This window comes from Pantoea sp. PGP6, from assembly GCF_053474785.1.
Window position 1 is genome coordinate 2,462,481 of record NZ_JBQBMA010000001.1, and the last position, 14,880, is coordinate 2,477,360.

Genomic DNA, 14,880 nt, shown 5'->3' on the forward strand with positions numbered 1-14,880 from the left:
CTGGTCATTGAATAACGAGGCATAAATGTCAAACAGTAAGCGTTTTGAAATCACGGCGGGCTACAGCCATCTGCTTGGGGCTAATTTTGATGGTCAGGGCGTTAACTTCGCTCTGTTCAGTGCGCATGCCGAGCGGGTGGAGCTGTGCCTTTATGATCCGAGTGGCAAGACTGAAATCGCCCGGCTGGAACTGCCGGAGTTTACCCATGAAGTGTGGCACGGCTACGTGCCAGGACTACAACCGGGCGCGCTGTATGGCTATCGCGTCTACGGTCCTTACGACCCGGAAAATGGCCATCGTTTTAACCCGAATAAATTACTGCTCGATCCCTACGCCCGTGAACTGGCTGGCGATATTGAGTGGAATGAGGCGCACTTTGCCTATGACCTTTATCACGAAGACAAAGACCTGACCTTTGACAGCCGTGACAGCGCGCCGTTTACCCCAAAATGCCGGGTCATCGATCCGGATGAGTTCGACTGGCAGGACAAGAACCGTCCCAACGTGCCGTGGCCGAAGACGGTGATTTATGAAACCCACGTTAAGGGTTTCACCCAGCTCAATACGGCGCTGCCACCAGAACTGCGCGGCACCTTTGACGGCATGAGCCACAAATCTACCGTCGACTACATCAAAAGTCTGGGGATTACCTCGGTTGAGCTGTTGCCGGTGCACTGGTTCCCGGATGACCAGCATCTGCTGGACAAAGGGTTGAAAAACTTCTGGGGTTACAACACGCTGGGCTTCTTTGCGCCCGCCACGCGCTACTTTGGTCCGCGCGGTATTCAGGGCTTCCGTGACATGGTGCGGGCGTTTCACGATGCTGGTATCGAGGTGATCCTTGACGTGGTGTATAACCACACCGCCGAGGGCAACGAGCTGGGCCCAACGCTGTCGTTTAAAGGCATCGATAACTTCTCTTATTACCGTACCCTGCCCGATCAGCATCGTTACTACATCAACGATACCGGTACCGGCAACACGGTTAATACCTCGCATCCGCGGGTGCTGCAGATGGTAATGGATTCGCTGCGTTACTGGTCTGAATCGATGCATATCGACGGTTTCCGCTTCGATCTCGGCACCATTCTCGGCCGTGAGCCTGAAGGGTTCGATCCGCGCGGCGGCTTCTTTGACGCAGTGATGCAGGACCCGGTCCTGTCGCAGAAAAAACTGATTGGTGAGCCGTGGGACATCGGTCCGGGCGGCTATCAGGTTGGCGGCTTCCCGCCGGGCTGGGCGGAGTGGAACGACCAGTACCGCGACACGGTGCGCGATTACTGGAAAGGCAACAACGTCTCAACCGACTTTGCGGCTCGCCTGCTGGGTTCGGGCGATCTTTACGATCAGCGCGGCCGTCGTCCGTGGGCCAGCGTCAACTTCATCACTGCCCACGATGGCTTCACCCTCAACGATCTGGTGTCGTATAACGACAAGCACAACGATGACAATGGCGAGGATAACAACGACGGGCACAACGATAACCGTTCTTACAACTACGGAGCAGAAGGCCCGACCGATGATGAGAACATTAACGCGGTGCGCGAGCGTCAGAAACGCAACTTCCTCGCGACGATGATCTTCTCACATGGCACCCCGATGCTGCTGGCGGGTGACGAGTTTGGCCGGAGCCAGTTGGGCAACAACAACGGCTACTGTCAGGACAGTGAGATCTCCTGGGTGCACTGGGATAACCTGCCGGAATCCGCCGAGGCGCTGCGCGAATTTACCCGTCAGATCCTCAAGCTGCGTGCTGACCAGCCGCTGCTGCGGCGCGAAAACTGGCGCGACGGCATGGATATCAAATGGTTCAACGCCGGTGGCGGTTTCCAGCAGGCGGAACAGTGGGATGAAGGTTCGACGCTGGGCGTCTATATCGGGCGACCGGATCTGCAGACTGAGGAAGGCATCTGGCACGACGTGCTGATGCTGTTCAATCCATTTGAAGGCAACGTGCCGTTCCGTATTCCGCAGTTTGGTGAAGGTGGCTGGGTGCTGGAGCTGACCACCAGCGACACGGCGAAGCGCGGTCTGGTGATCACCAAAGAGAAAGATTTCGAGCTGGAGGGACGCAGCTTCGCCCTGTTCAGACGTCCCTAGCCGTTAAGCAAGGCAGCCAGGCGCAGCGCATTTCGCGCTGCGCTTGAGTTTCTGACCATGGCTGCCAGGCTTGACCGGTTATTGACACGCAATATTGATGCTGACAAGGAGGCATAATGTCGAGATTTACGCAGAAGGTTGTGGTTGTGACAGGTGCCGGTTCTGGTATTGGTGAAGCGGCGGCTAAACGCTTTGCTGAAGAAGGCGCATCGGTGGTGCTGGTGGGAAGAACCCGCGAAAAACTGGAAAAAACCCTGGCCGGGCTGGCTGCGGGCGATCATCTGGTCGCCGCCTGTGACGTCTCTGACGCTGACCAGGTGAAGCAACTGTCAGAAACGGTACAGGATAAATATGGCCGGGTTGACGTGCTGGTCAACAACGCCGGGGTGATCGTGCAGGGCCGGATCCATGAGGTCGAGCTTGATGACTGGAAAACGCTGATGAAAACCGACCTGGATGGGGTTTTCCACGGCGTACACTACTTCATGCCCGCCCTGCTGCGCAGCAAAGGCAACGTGGTGAACATCTCTTCCGTTTCCGGCTTAGGCGGCGACTGGGGCATGAGCATCTATAACGCCGCCAAAGGCGCCATCACTAACTTCACCCGCGCGCTGGCGATGGATTACGGTGCTGACGGCGTGCGGGTGAACGCCATCTGTCCGGGCTTCACCTTTACCGATTTGACTGAAGATATGAAAGATAACCCCGAACTGCTGGAGCGCTTTTACGACCGTATTCCGTTACGGCGCGCCGGGGAAGCGGACGATATTGCCCGCGCGATTGTCTTTATTGCCAGCGAGGATGCGGCTTATATTACCGGGGTCAACCTGCCGGTAGATGGCGGTATTACCGCGTCAAACGGTCAGCCAAAACAGGCTTAATGAGCTGACAGATATCCTGACGGTGATAATCAAAAGGGCAGCGTAAATACGCTGCCCTTTTTCTTTTATCACTGCCGCGCTTCACCGCGCTTTTTATTATCTGCAGGGTCCAGGCCGTCAATAATCAGCGACAGCGGGATTAATGTCTGGGTGTATGACGGGTTGGCGTAGCGGCACGCGCCGGCTTAATTGCCGTACTGCTGGTGGTCGGGCAGATAAAATTATTCAGGCAAACACTACACATGGTGGCATTAGCGTGATGTATTTTCGCAACGGTTAATGCCTGCTGACGGGTATAAAGCGAGCCTATAAACACGCGCTTATCGCTTTTTAACAGATTAACGCAACCTTCTTTGTGTAAAATCCATCCACCCATGGGACGTGGGCACAGATAATAATAACTGGCTTTGAGCATGGTATTCATCCTAATAGTTGCTGTATGTATCTTAAAAAAACCGACAAAATTCGTAAGGGCTTATGTTTTTATCTGAAGCTTTATTAAACTAACTGAGAGTTATGCTTAAAACCACTTTATTGTACCGGTTAAACTGACTTTGGGATTTAGCCGTTTTCAGACGCCTGAGTCGCTTTAGTCCTCCAGTAAGAGTTAATTCCCTCTATGCCCCACCGTCGCCAGTTTCATTCAGCATGCTAATGATTCTAATCGATAGCCACTGATAAAATAATCTTTTAAAATCAAAATACTAAAAACAACGACTTGTTCAGCAATGCAGTGAAAGAGATCAATTTGATTAAATCAGCTGTGGTAAAAAGCGTGCCTCTGGCTGGTAATTATGAGCATTGATGAACTGAAGCAAAATCATCCAGTCATTCAACTGCTGGCCTTAATCAGACTCAGCGGCAGTGCCGTCTGGCTTAGCGGTTAATCAGTTAAGGCGGACGCGATAAATCCGTTCTCGCCTTGAAAAAGTAAAACGATCGGTTTACTTTTAAACTATGAAAAAAAGAAACGATATTATTCAGGCGGCCGAGCGCTTGTTCTATGCCAGCGGCTTTCACGCCACCAGTACCGACCAGATATGCCGCGCGGCAGGTGTCTCGACGCGCACGCTTTATCATCACTTTAGTTCGCGGGAAGCGCTGACCGCTGCGGTGATGGATGCCCGTGAGCAGCGTTTTATGGCGGACCTGTGGATGCCACAACAGCCTGAAGCGATTGCCCGTCTGTTTCAGGTTCTGGGCGAGTGGACACAGGCGAACGGGGCAAAAGGCTGCTTCTTTCTTAAAGCCTGGGGCGAGTATGCCGAGCGGGATGCGGCGCTGGCTGCCCAGGCGCTGGCCTTTCGCGCCACGCTGCGTCGTTACATTAGCGACTGCGTCACCGCCGCGCGGGGAGAAGAACAGCCGCTGTTGAGCGACGCCATCTGGATGCTGTTTGAAGGTGCAATTACCTCGGCGCTGGTGATCGGTCCCGCCGCGGCTCAGCAGGCCGGTACGGTCGCCAGTCAGCTGCTGCAACAGCACGGTGCAGCGCAATGAGATCGCCGGGTGCGCTGGCGCTGACCGGATTTAGCCTGATTGCGGTGACCTATGGCATGGCGAGATTTTCATGGGGGCTGATGCTGCCGGCTATTTCGGCTGATATTCCGTTCAGCCCGCAGCTGGCGGGCCTGCTCTCCGCCTGCAGCTTTGTCGCTTACTGCCTGACTATTCTGGCCGCCGCCTCGCTGGCGCAGCGGTTTGGCGCGCGTCGCGTCGCGCTGCTGGCGTCACTCTGCGCGGCGAGCGGTCTGGTACTGCTCGCCTGTGCCACTTCGCCGCTGTGGCTGGCGGCGGGCCTGTTTATCGCCGGCCTGAGTTCCGGCCTGGCGTCTCCGGCGCTGGCCGCCGCCGTCAGTCAGCGGCTGAGCGCCGCCCGGCAGTCGCCGGTTAATACCCTGATTAATGCGGGCACCAGCGCCGGAATTATCCTGACGGTGCCCATACTGAACCTTTTACCGGGTGGCTGGCGGGCCGCCTGTCTGCTGTTCGCACTGCTGGCGCTGAGCTGTATCGTGCCGGTGATGCGGGTTTTACCCGGTGACACTGAAGTCGATCACCGTTGCCGCCAGCCGTGGCATCAGCAACTGTTTCGCCGTTCAATGGCGCGCCTGATCGCCATCGCCTTCGTTTCAGGCCTGACGAGCGCCGCCTGGTGGAGCTTTGGCTCCGCCCTGCTGCGGCAGCATGTCGGCCTCGATCCCGCTGCCACCAGCCTGCTGTGGCTGGTGGCAGGCGGTGCGGGGATTGTCGGCGCGGCGACCGGACCGGTCGCGGCCCGCATCGGCATGAACGCCGTTTACCGGCTGTCACTGTTGGGCATGGCGCTGCCGCTGCTGGTGGTCGCCTTCAGCCACGGTTATTCAGCAGGCTTGCTGATTGCGGTGGCCTGCTGCGGTGCAGGTTATGTCACGCTGTCAGGCGTGCTGCTGGTATGGGGCGCGCAGGCGACCGAAGAAACGCCGGCTACCGGCGTCGGTATCCTGTTTTTCATGCTGGCTGTCGGTCAGGTGATTGGATCGCTGCTGTTTGGTCAGCTCTACGCCGCGGCGGGTGCCGTTATTGCCCTGCTGCTGTTTGCCGCCAGCGCGTTACTGCTGCTATTTTTTGCCCCGCAAGAAGCCGCACGAGGTGAGAGCAAAAAAAAACCCGCACGCTGCGGGTAAAAGTTCGTTACAGAGAAACTCTGTTCTGTTTCGGCAGCACGTCTGGGGCGAAGTTCATTTTTTCTCAGCCGACTGTTTTAAACCAGCCGGCTATTTATGCCGCTGGCAGTATCAGCGGCGAATAAACTCGCTCTGCGTCGGAAGGACTATTACGGCTGGGCAGGCTGACAGGTCAGATAACACGAATATTTTTAATTCTCGGATTTATCGTCTGGTTTAACAGCTCCTGTTCCGGCCCAAGATAATAAGGCACGGCGCACTGCTTGCCATCTTTGGTGAAAATAACCTGATTGTCATGCAGAAACAGCGCAGTGAAATGGCCTAATACCACACCATTTAATTCAAAGCAGTGTTTTCTTGCTTCACGAAGCCCCTGCTTACTATTAAGAAAATCAACAAATCGCATCACGCTGCGTCTCCTCTGGCGAATTTCATCCGCTCTGCTTTTTTATTAAACAGAGACCCGGCGAAGGATAATAGCCGTAAGCGCAGCGCGGATCATTAAGGTCGCGCGGTTTTCAGAATAGGCTTAATGGCGAATAATCAGCCGGACTGAACAGAGCAAATAATCTCAGTCCTGCCCGCTTAACAGTGCTGGCGGGGCCATCAGAGGAAATACTTATGCTTCGGTCTGCGCATATTGCGCCGGGAAAGCGCGCGCCTTATGGTGGTTTTCACTGAGCGCACCTGGGAAAGAATAGCGAAGAGGCAGGAGATGGAAATTTTTGAGGCGGATGAGCGTCATATTGCGGCGATTCAGCAGATTTATGCCTGGCATGTGCTTAACGGTACCGGTTCCTTTGAAACCGTGCCGCCGGATCAGGCGGAGATCGGTGAGCGTCTGAACAAGATTAAACAGGCGGGCCTGCCGTGGTTTATTGCCGTCGGCGACGGCGCAGTTCTCGGCTTTTGCTATCTGGCGCCCTATCGTCCGCGCCACGCCTACCGTTATACCCTCGAAGACTCAATTTATATCGATCCGCAGTTTCGTCAGCGCGGCGTCGGCTCGCGTTTGCTGCGCCATGCCATTAGCTGGGCAGAACAGGCGGGATACCGACAGCTGATTGCCAACGTCGGTGATAGCGAGAACCGCGCGTCGGTCGCACTGCACTGTGCGGCAGGCTTTGAAATGGTCGGCACACTCAGGTCGGTCGGCTTCAAACATGGCCGCTGGCTTGATACCGTTTTCCTGCAGCGCGCACTCGGCGTGGCTGATTCGGTGCTGCCCGCCGACGGCTAAATCACGGCGGGAATAATAAAGGCAGCCAGGCCTCGTTCACCGCTGATAAAGCTTCTGGTAATGTGTGCGGACAAAAGCAAAAAATCCGGAAGCCTTTATGTTGTCGACAATCATTTACCGCAGCCATATCGCCGGGCATGTTCCGGTTAAATCACTGTTTGATTTGGCGGTAAAAGCTAACAAGATCAATGAATCATCCAGCATTACCGGCATCCTGCTGTTTAATGGCACCCACTTTTTTCAGGTGCTGGAAGGCCCGGAACAGGCGGTAAAGGCAGTATACAGCCGGATTTGTCAGGACCCGCGTCATCATAATCTGGTGGAACTAATGCGCGATTATGCGCCATTACGCCGGTTCGGCAATGTCGGCATGGAGCTGTTCGACCTGCGACAACATGACAAAGAGACGGTGCTGGAGGCAGTGCTGGCAAAATGCACCACCAAATTCCAGCTCACCTATGCCGATCGCGGCCTGCAGTTCCTGCGGACCTTTGTCGAAGCCCGCGAAAAAGAGAACTATTTCGAGATCCCTGACGCCAGCAGCTGGACCTTTATCCACGATGAATCCGCTGGGCGCGACGGTGAAGCGGCGCTGCTGGTCTCTGATGAGGTCAGTTTTGCCTTTCAGCCGATTGTCGATCCCTTCGCCTGTGAGATTGTGTCGCTGGAAGCGTTGCTGCGCGGCCCGCAGGGTGAACTGCCGCTCGACTATTTCTCCCGACTGTCACGCGACGAGATTTATCTCACCGATATCCGATCTAAAAAGATCGCCTTTGCTCAGGCAAAGCAGCTGGGCATTGAAGGCCTGACGCTGTCGATTAATCTGTTGCCGATGTCGCTGGTCGAGGTGCCTGACGCGGTGCCGTTCCTGCTGAATGAGATTGCAGCGCAGGGGCTGGTACCTGAGCAGATCATGGTAGAATTTACGGAAAACGAAGTAATCTCACGGCTTGATGAGTTCGAAGCCGCGATCAAGCAATTAAAAGCAGCCGGTATCAGCCTGGCGCTTGATGATTTCGGTGCCGGTTTTGCCGGCCTGTCGCTACTGACCCGGATCCAGCCCGATAAGATTAAGATCGACCGCAACATCATCAGTGGCGTACATAAGAGCGGCCCGAAACAGGCGATCATTCACGCCATTCTGAAATGCTGCTCCTCACTGGAAATCTCGGTTATTGCGGAAGGCATTGAACAGCCAGAAGAGTGGATGTGGCTGGAAGCGGCGGGTGTTTCGCAGTTCCAGGGCTTTCTGTTCGCGAAACCTAAACTCAATGGCATCGCGCCGGTTGCCTGGCCCGAACTGAGCCAGAGCTGAAACCACAACCAAAGCCAGCGCTAAACAGAGTCTCGCGCCCTGCGATTTAGACGAATCTGATCTCCCCCGCCTTGCCGGATCGCCCTGGTGCTGCTAAAAAATAAGCAGCACCGGGTGATGATCTTCATCTCACTGTCATCTCACCGCTGCACAGTCAGCTATTATTATTTCGTTATTATCATCGATGTTTAGCAGTCAGATGTTCAGTGTTTAGGCCGACGCAGCGCGCCATGCTTGCGACGTGACTCCCAGGGACAGCATTTGAGGAACTGAATGAAGCAAATCATCCGCGGTGATAAAGAACCCGCCCATATCCTGGCCGCGACTCGCGCGCTTGAAGCGCACTACTCGCGCTACGGTGAAGGCAACAAATACCATCCCATCATCTATTCCATCGCCTATCGCAGCCGGTTTTACCAGGTTGAAGTCATTACCCGCCGTGAAACCATGGTCGCTACGGTGATTACCGGGGTGCGCAATCTGACCCATCTTTCTGGCGCAGCCTGATACCGACCGATCCCGTCAAAAATCACAGGGGCCCCCGGCCCCTGTTTCATTCGTTCCCGCCTCAGCGGCGGTAAAGCGCATTAGCCGGATAAATCGCACCAAGCACGCTCTTTTCGCGCGCGCCTGTCACGGCTGGCAGGTTGCCCGGCAAGCCGGAAAGCGTGCGAAAGGCCAGCCAGGCGAACGCCAGCGCTTCCATATCATCGCCACTGATGCCCGCAGCATCGGTGGTGGTCACTTCCGTGCCCGGCAGATGCGTCGCCAGACGCGCCATCAGCAACGGATTGCGGCTGCCCCCGCCACACACCAGCAGGCGATCGCAGCCATCGTTGAGCTGCACCTGCTGAGTGATGGTGATGGCGGTGAGTTCCACCAGAGTCGCCTGCACGTCCTGCGGTGCCAGTCCCGGGAAATGGCGCAGATGCTGCTCCAGCCAGCCGAGATTAAAATGTTCACGGCCGGTGCTTTTCGGCGGCGGCAGCGCAAACCATGGCTCACGCAGCAGTGCCTCCAGCAGCGCCGGGATCAGCGTGCCGCTGCGTGCCCACTGGGCATCTTTGTCGTAGGCTTTGCCCTGATTGCGCCAGATCCACGCATCCAGCAGCATGTTGCCCGGTCCGGTGTCAAAACCGCGCACCGGCTGACCCGGAAACAGCAGCGAGAGGTTGGCAATGCCGCCGATGTTCAGCACCATGCGACGCTCCGTGGCATCCATTAAGAGCGCCTGGTGGAAGGCCGGTACCAGCGGTGCACCCTGCCCGCCGAGCGCCATATCGCGGCGGCGGAAATCCCCGACCACGGTAATGCCGGTCGCCGCGACAATCTGGTTATTATCGCCAATCTGCAGGGTGTTCGGGGCGTCGCTTTGCGGCTCATGCCAGACGGTTTGCCCGTGACAGCCGATCGCTACCACGTCGCTCGCCTCCAGCGATTCGCGTTTCATGAGCGTCAGCACCGCCTCAGCAAACAGCTGGCCCAGACGGGTATCCAGCTGGCCCAGCTGTGAGAGCGTCAGGCTCTGGCCCTGGCAAACCGCCAGAATAGCCTGACGTAACTCGGGTGGCATCGGATGGCAATAGCTGGCCTGCTGCGCCACCAGATTCTCATCAATCGCCGCCAGTACCACATCCACCCCATCCAGGCTGGTACCTGACATCACACCAATATAACGTCCTGATTTCATAGCCATTGATTTTTCCCCGCTGGGTGTGCGATTCATCTGCGATTAGCCTGACAAATTACGTGGGCTAATTCTATGATTAATTTGTTTTTTTCTCAGAGATAGCGCACAGATAACGCAATGGGACACTTTTTTTTCTGCCGATTGAATTATTGTTAACCTTGCGCAGTCTATGCTTCGTCCCACCGTGTTTTATTCGGACAAGGATTAATTTGCCAGGTTTGTGTCTTATACTGTGTGCAGGATATCGCGATAAACGTGGCGCCTTCTCGACTAAAGGAGTTTCAAATGATTAAGCGTGTAGTTGTGGTCGCTTTGACCGGTATGATGCTGGCAGGTTGTAGCAACACGAGTACGCTGTCGGGTGATACCTACAGCGCCAGTGAAGCTAAACAGGTGCAGAGCGTCTCTTACGGCACACTAGTCTCGGTTCGTCCGGTGAAAATTCAGGGCGGTGATGAGAGTAATGTGATTGGCGCTATCGGCGGTGCCGTGCTCGGTGGCTTCCTGGGTAATACCATTGGCGGTGGCAGCGGCCGGAGCCTGGCAACAGCCGGCGGTGCAGTACTGGGCGGCGTTGCCGGTCAGGGCGTACAGGGCGCAGTGAACAAAACTGATGGTGTCGAGCTGGAAATCCGTAAGGATGATGGCAACACTATCATGGTAGTGCAGAAGCAAGCCGCAACGCGCTACTCTGTGGGTCAGCGTGTCGTGATGGCGTCGAATGGCAGCCAGGTGACAGTTTCACCTCGCTAATCTGCATGATGCAGAAAAAACCGACGCCTGGGCGTCGGTTTTTTTATTTCTCGCGATGCTGTAATTCGAGAATGTTTTTTTCAAGCCGGGCAATCAGCGTCACCATCTGATTGATCTCTTCACGGCTGATGCCAGATAAGATGTCATCCCGCGTAGCATCAATCACGCTCTCAACCTGTGCGATAATCGGCTCCGCCTGTTGCGTCAGCTTGATGCGCTTGGCGCGACGATCGTTGGCGCAGGTCGAACGGGTAATCAGTCCCTTCTCCTCCAGCTGGTCCAGCGTACGCACCAGTGAAGGTTGTTCGATACCGATGGCTTTGGCTAACTGAATCTGTGACTGCTCTGGCGGCAGTTGATGAATATTGTGCAGCGTTACCCAGTGAGTCTGAGTCAGCTCAAGCGGTTTTAATCGCTGATCAATCAACGCGCGCCAGATGCGCACCAGTCGAGATAAATCCGTTCCGAGGGGCGTATCCATTTCATCTCCTTATAATTAGCTTGCTAGCTATCAAGCCAGATTTTACACTATTCTGCGAGTTTACAGGACAAATTACAAATCCCGGGCCAGCGCGCCGTTGCGCGGCATCCGCTTCAGACTGCCGCTCGGGTTACTTAAGGATATTGAAACGTGCTCACCAACGTCTTCTCCAGTGCCAAACCGCTGACTGATCTGGTGGTAGGCGCCTCGCTGTTTTTCCCGCCGATCTTCAAAGCGGTGATACTCGGCTTCCTGGTCTGGCTGCTGATTCACCCGCTGGTGCGCGGCTGGATCTATTCTGGTGATATCTGGCATCCCACCTTGTTTGATCTCTCCCTGTTTGTGCTGTGCGTTACCGCTGCACTCTGGCTCATCGGTCACGGATAATCGTATGAAATTCAACGCGGTAAAATACTTTTCAACCCTGATTGTGTTTGCGCTGGCGCTGCTGGCCGCCGGCTGGATGTGGAACTACTATATGCAGTCGCCCTGGACCCGCGACGGCAAAGTGCGCGCCGAACTGGTCGATATTACGCCTCAGGTCTCCGGCCGCATTACGCAACTGCAGGTGAAAGACAATCAGTTCGTTCACCGCGGTCAGCTATTGCTGACGCTCGATCCGGTGCCGTGGCAGATTGCGCTCGACAACGCCGATGCCCAGCTCAGCAAAGCGCAGGCCGATCTGGCCCGGGCGCAACACGAATTTAACCGGCGTAGCCGCCTGCCGCGCAATGTGATCTCAGCCGAAGATCTCGATGCCGCACGGCTGGCAGCCAATGCCGCCGCGGCCAGCGCCAAAGCCGCCCAGTCAGAGCTGGATCGGGCGCGCTGGAATCTGCAACAGACCACTATCACCGCGCCGACTGACGGCTGGATCACCAATCTCACCCTGCGGCCCGGCAACTATGCCACCGCGGGCAGCCCGCTGTTTGCGCTGGTGGATAGCCACTCTTATTACGTGGTGGGCTATTTCGAAGAAACCAAACTGCGCCACATTCGTCCGGGTGCGGCGGCCCAGGTGGTGCTGTATAGCAATGGCGCACGGCTCCAGGGTCAGGTCGACAGTATCGGTCGCGCCATCTACGACCAGAGTATTGAGACGGACAGCGGCCTGGTGCCGGACGTCAAACCCAACGTGCCCTGGGTACGGCTGGCGCAACGGGTGCCGGTGCGGATTCATCTCGATCCGCTGTCAGCGGATGTGCCACTGGTGGCGGGAACCACCTGCACTATCACTATTCAGCCATGAATTTTCAGTGGCTGGCATGGGATCAGTTGCCGTGGATTAAGGCTAACGCTAATCAGTGGCGCTATGCGTTGCGCAACGCCATTGCTATGTGTCTGGCGCTCAGCATCGCCTATGGACTGGATCTGGATGAGCCTTACTGGGCGATGACCTCAGCAGCGGTGATCAGCTTTCCTACCGTCGGCGGCGCCATCAGTAAGAGTCTGGGCCGGATTGCTGGCAGCCTGCTTGGGGCCAGCGCCGCCCTGCTGATCGCCGGGCATACCCTGAATGAACCCTGGCTGTTTACCTTTGCGATTGCTGGCTGGCTGGGGTTGTGTACCGGCGTCGCCAATCATTATCAGAACAACGTCGCCTACGCCTTTTCGCTCGCCGGTTATACCGCCGCCATTATCGCCTTCAGCAGCGTTAACATTACCGATATCACCGATTTGTGGACCATTGCCCAGGCGCGGGTTTGTGAAGTGATATCCGGTATTTTATGTGCCGGCTTTATGATGATGGTGCTGCCGAGCACCTCGGATGGCGAGACCTTAATCACCTCGCTGAAGCAGATGCATGCGCGGCTGCTGGAACATGCGGTTTTGCTGCTGCAGCCGTCGGTCAGCGACAACATTCGTACCGCGCACGAGAACGTTATCAGCCAGATTCTGACCATGAACCTGCTGCGGATTCAGGCGTTCTGGAGTCACTACCGCTTTCGCCGGCAAAACAACGTGCTCAACTATGTGCTGCACCAGCAGTTGCGGCTTACCAGCGTGCTTTCCAGTCTGCGCCGCATGTTGCTGAACTGGCCCGACGCGCCCGACGCGCTGTTTGCTGCGCTGCAACAGCTGCTGGCGGAGCTGGGTAAACCGGAATGTGATAAATACCGGCTGGCACGCATCCTGCGTAGCGTCACGCCGGCTGCTGATGGCGACTACCGCCAACGCGCCTTCTGTCAGCGGCTGCGCTACTTCTGCTGGATGTATCTCAACGTGCTGCGCTGGATCAGGCTGCTGGATCGGGCCGACGCCGATACCCGCTTCCAGCCGCCACCGGTTCCCGCACTGGCGCGCGATAGCGACAGCGCCGAAGCGGGCTGGAGCGCGCTGCGCACCTTTAGCGTCATCGTGCTCGGCTGCGCGTTCTGGATCAATACCCAATGGTCCTCCGGCGCAGCGGCGCTGACCTTAACCGCCATCGCCTGCGTGCTGTATGCCTCTTCGCCTTCACCGGGCGGCAGCGTTACCCTGCTGCTGAAAACCCTGCTCTGGCTGTTTGCATTCAGCTTTGTCATGAAGTTCGGTCTGATGGTGCAGATCAGTCAGCTATGGCAGTTTTTGCTGCTGCTGTTCCCGCTGCTGGTGACGCTACAGCTGTTCAAGCTACAGCAAAAGCAGCGGGCGGGAATGTGGGGGCAATTTATCGTGTTTATGGGCTCGTTCATCGCCGTCACTAACCCGCCGACCTGGGATTATCAGGACTTCTTTAACGATAATATCGCCAAAGTATGCGGGGTGTTGCTGGCCTGGCTGGCGTTTCAGGTGCTGCGCCCCAGTTCAGATGCCCGTCGCAGCCGGCGTCATATCCGGGCGCTGCGCCTGGCGTTTCTCGACCAGCTCAGACGGCGTCCACGGCTGAGTGAAAGCCGGTTTGAATCGCAGATTTATCATCGCATCAGCCAGCTCAGTCACAGCCGGGATGAGCAGGCGCGCGTCTGGTTATTGCGCTGGGGAGTGGTGTTACTTAACTGCTCGCATATCGTCTGGCAGTTACGGCAGTGGCAGGCGGACTCCGCCACGCTGATGGAGGTGCGCGACAGCAGTCTGCAGAATTTACAGCGGATTATCAGCAGTCGCGGCGTGCAGCACAGTTCGCTGGACCAGATCCTGGCGGAGCTGGAGAGGATGATCGCCACATTGCTGGCGCTGGGCAGTAATGAGGCCAGTGAACTGGCCGGTATTATCTGGCGGCTGCGCTGTTCGCTGGCCCAGTTGCAACAGGCGGTACCCGGCTGATCACTGGCAGTATTGCTGCTGTTGCCGGTTAAAGTCATCCTGTAACTGTTGCAGCGTCTTATGGCCCTCAAAGCGGGTTTTATCCACCTCGGTCATCGGTTCGATCACCAGCGCTTTTTCATCTGGCGAGAAGATAAAACGGCGGGTCAGTTCAGTGCCGGTAAAACTTTTACCCTGAATGCTGCCACAGACCATCGTCATGGTGCGCCGGGATATGGTGGTTTCAATGAAATTGGTCTCGGTGGCGCTGCGGAACACCTGCTCACAGCCCTTCGCTTCCAGCTTCCGCACCGTATTGCGGCTCAGCCGTTCACGCCCTTTAGCGATATTTTCACAGGTGCTGCGCATCGGGCTGGTATCAATCGTGCGCTGTAGCTCACGCCCGGTTTCCGTCACCAACTGTGTATCGTTGGGTTTATCGCACCCCACCAGCAGTAAGCACAGCAGTAATGCGCCCTTGAATTTCATACTCCTGCTCCTTGACCCTTCGCGCTTTCTTACCTGAAT

Annotated in this window: 16 protein-coding genes; 11 read left to right on the top strand and 5 right to left on the bottom strand. The window is 56.4% G+C overall.

Annotated features, from left to right (window positions below; translation table 11 throughout):
* Positions 1 to 25: 25 nt before the first annotated feature.
* A complete protein-coding gene (gene glgX / locus ACLIBF_RS11975) occupies positions 26 to 2,101 on the top strand; it encodes a glycogen debranching protein GlgX (RefSeq protein WP_046288352.1) in 2,076 nt (691 codons plus the stop codon).
* A 116-nt stretch (positions 2,102 to 2,217) separates the two neighbouring features.
* A complete protein-coding gene (locus tag ACLIBF_RS11980; protein ID WP_031377849.1) occupies positions 2,218 to 2,982 on the top strand; it encodes an SDR family NAD(P)-dependent oxidoreductase in 765 nt (254 codons plus the stop codon).
* 139 nt (positions 2,983 to 3,121) lie between these two features.
* Here the strand turns inward: ACLIBF_RS11980 and ACLIBF_RS11985 are convergent, their stop codons facing one another.
* Positions 3,122 to 3,397, bottom strand: a complete 276-nt coding sequence (locus tag ACLIBF_RS11985; RefSeq protein ID WP_031377850.1) for a hypothetical protein — start codon at positions 3,395 to 3,397, stop codon at positions 3,122 to 3,124.
* 542 nt (positions 3,398 to 3,939) lie between these two features.
* On the opposite strand from ACLIBF_RS11985, the gene ACLIBF_RS11990 reads away from it, so the two are divergent.
* Both ACLIBF_RS11990 and ACLIBF_RS11995 read left to right on the top strand, forming a co-directional pair.
* Entirely contained in the window at positions 3,940 to 4,482 is a 543-nt protein-coding gene (locus tag ACLIBF_RS11990) for a TetR/AcrR family transcriptional regulator (RefSeq protein ID WP_279809992.1), read from the top strand.
* Positions 4,479 to 5,648, top strand: a complete 1,170-nt coding sequence (locus ACLIBF_RS11995; protein WP_279809991.1) for an MFS transporter — start codon at positions 4,479 to 4,481, stop codon at positions 5,646 to 5,648. Before ACLIBF_RS11990 ends, ACLIBF_RS11995 begins: the two co-directional genes overlap by 4 nt.
* Before the next feature lie 172 nt (positions 5,649 to 5,820).
* Here the strand turns inward: ACLIBF_RS11995 and ACLIBF_RS12000 are convergent, their stop codons facing one another.
* Positions 5,821 to 6,054: a hypothetical protein gene (locus tag ACLIBF_RS12000; protein WP_069728235.1), complete on the bottom strand. Its 234-nt coding sequence runs from the start codon at positions 6,052 to 6,054 to the stop codon at positions 5,821 to 5,823.
* 309 nt (positions 6,055 to 6,363) lie between these two features.
* Here ACLIBF_RS12000 and ACLIBF_RS12005 point away from each other — a divergent pair, with 309 nt between their 5' ends.
* The 3 genes from ACLIBF_RS12005 to ACLIBF_RS12015 all read left to right on the top strand — a co-directional run bounded on the left by ACLIBF_RS12005 (position 6,364) and on the right by ACLIBF_RS12015 (position 8,710).
* Positions 6,364 to 6,888 carry a GNAT family N-acetyltransferase gene (locus tag ACLIBF_RS12005; RefSeq protein WP_279809990.1) on the top strand — a complete coding sequence of 175 codons (525 nt, stop codon included), beginning with the start codon at positions 6,364 to 6,366 and terminating at the stop codon, positions 6,886 to 6,888.
* A gap of 97 nt (positions 6,889 to 6,985) precedes the next feature.
* Positions 6,986 to 8,203, top strand: a complete 1,218-nt coding sequence (locus tag ACLIBF_RS12010) for a diguanylate phosphodiesterase (protein WP_159223591.1) — start codon at positions 6,986 to 6,988, stop codon at positions 8,201 to 8,203.
* 273 nt (positions 8,204 to 8,476) lie between these two features.
* Positions 8,477 to 8,710 carry a DUF4060 family protein gene (locus ACLIBF_RS12015; RefSeq protein ID WP_046288354.1) on the top strand — a complete coding sequence of 78 codons (234 nt, stop codon included), beginning with the start codon at positions 8,477 to 8,479 and terminating at the stop codon, positions 8,708 to 8,710.
* Positions 8,711 to 8,771: 61 nt separating this feature from the next.
* Here the strand turns inward: ACLIBF_RS12015 and anmK are convergent, their stop codons facing one another.
* A complete protein-coding gene (gene anmK / locus ACLIBF_RS12020) occupies positions 8,772 to 9,893 on the bottom strand; it encodes an anhydro-N-acetylmuramic acid kinase (protein WP_089561264.1) in 1,122 nt (373 codons plus the stop codon).
* Between the two features lie 285 nt (positions 9,894 to 10,178).
* Here anmK and slyB point away from each other — a divergent pair, with 285 nt between their 5' ends.
* Complete coding sequence (gene slyB / locus ACLIBF_RS12025; protein WP_031375726.1) at positions 10,179 to 10,646, top strand: outer membrane lipoprotein SlyB; 468 nt, start codon at positions 10,179 to 10,181, stop codon at positions 10,644 to 10,646.
* Between the two features lie 43 nt (positions 10,647 to 10,689).
* Here the strand turns inward: slyB and slyA are convergent, their stop codons facing one another.
* Entirely contained in the window at positions 10,690 to 11,127 is a 438-nt protein-coding gene (gene slyA, locus ACLIBF_RS12030) for a transcriptional regulator SlyA (RefSeq protein ID WP_031375725.1), read from the bottom strand.
* A gap of 150 nt (positions 11,128 to 11,277) precedes the next feature.
* Between slyA and ACLIBF_RS12035 the strand changes: the two genes are divergently transcribed.
* From ACLIBF_RS12035 to ACLIBF_RS12045, 3 genes are read left to right on the top strand one after another with little or no spacing between them, the layout of a single operon-like run.
* The gene (locus ACLIBF_RS12035; protein WP_031375724.1) at positions 11,278 to 11,514 is read left to right on the top strand and encodes a DUF1656 domain-containing protein; all 237 of its coding nucleotides are present in this window, start codon (positions 11,278 to 11,280) and stop codon (positions 11,512 to 11,514) included.
* A gap of 4 nt (positions 11,515 to 11,518) precedes the next feature.
* Positions 11,519 to 12,376 (top strand): HlyD family secretion protein, encoded by an 858-nt coding sequence (locus ACLIBF_RS12040; RefSeq protein ID WP_279809989.1) that lies wholly within the window; start codon positions 11,519 to 11,521, stop codon positions 12,374 to 12,376.
* A complete protein-coding gene (locus ACLIBF_RS12045) occupies positions 12,373 to 14,373 on the top strand; it encodes an FUSC family protein (protein ID WP_069728232.1) in 2,001 nt (666 codons plus the stop codon). The genes ACLIBF_RS12040 and ACLIBF_RS12045 overlap by 4 nt, the downstream gene beginning before the upstream one ends.
* Here the strand turns inward: ACLIBF_RS12045 and ACLIBF_RS12050 are convergent, their stop codons facing one another.
* Entirely contained in the window at positions 14,374 to 14,841 is a 468-nt protein-coding gene (locus ACLIBF_RS12050) for a hypothetical protein (RefSeq protein WP_279809988.1), read from the bottom strand.
* Positions 14,842 to 14,880: the final 39 nt, after the last annotated feature.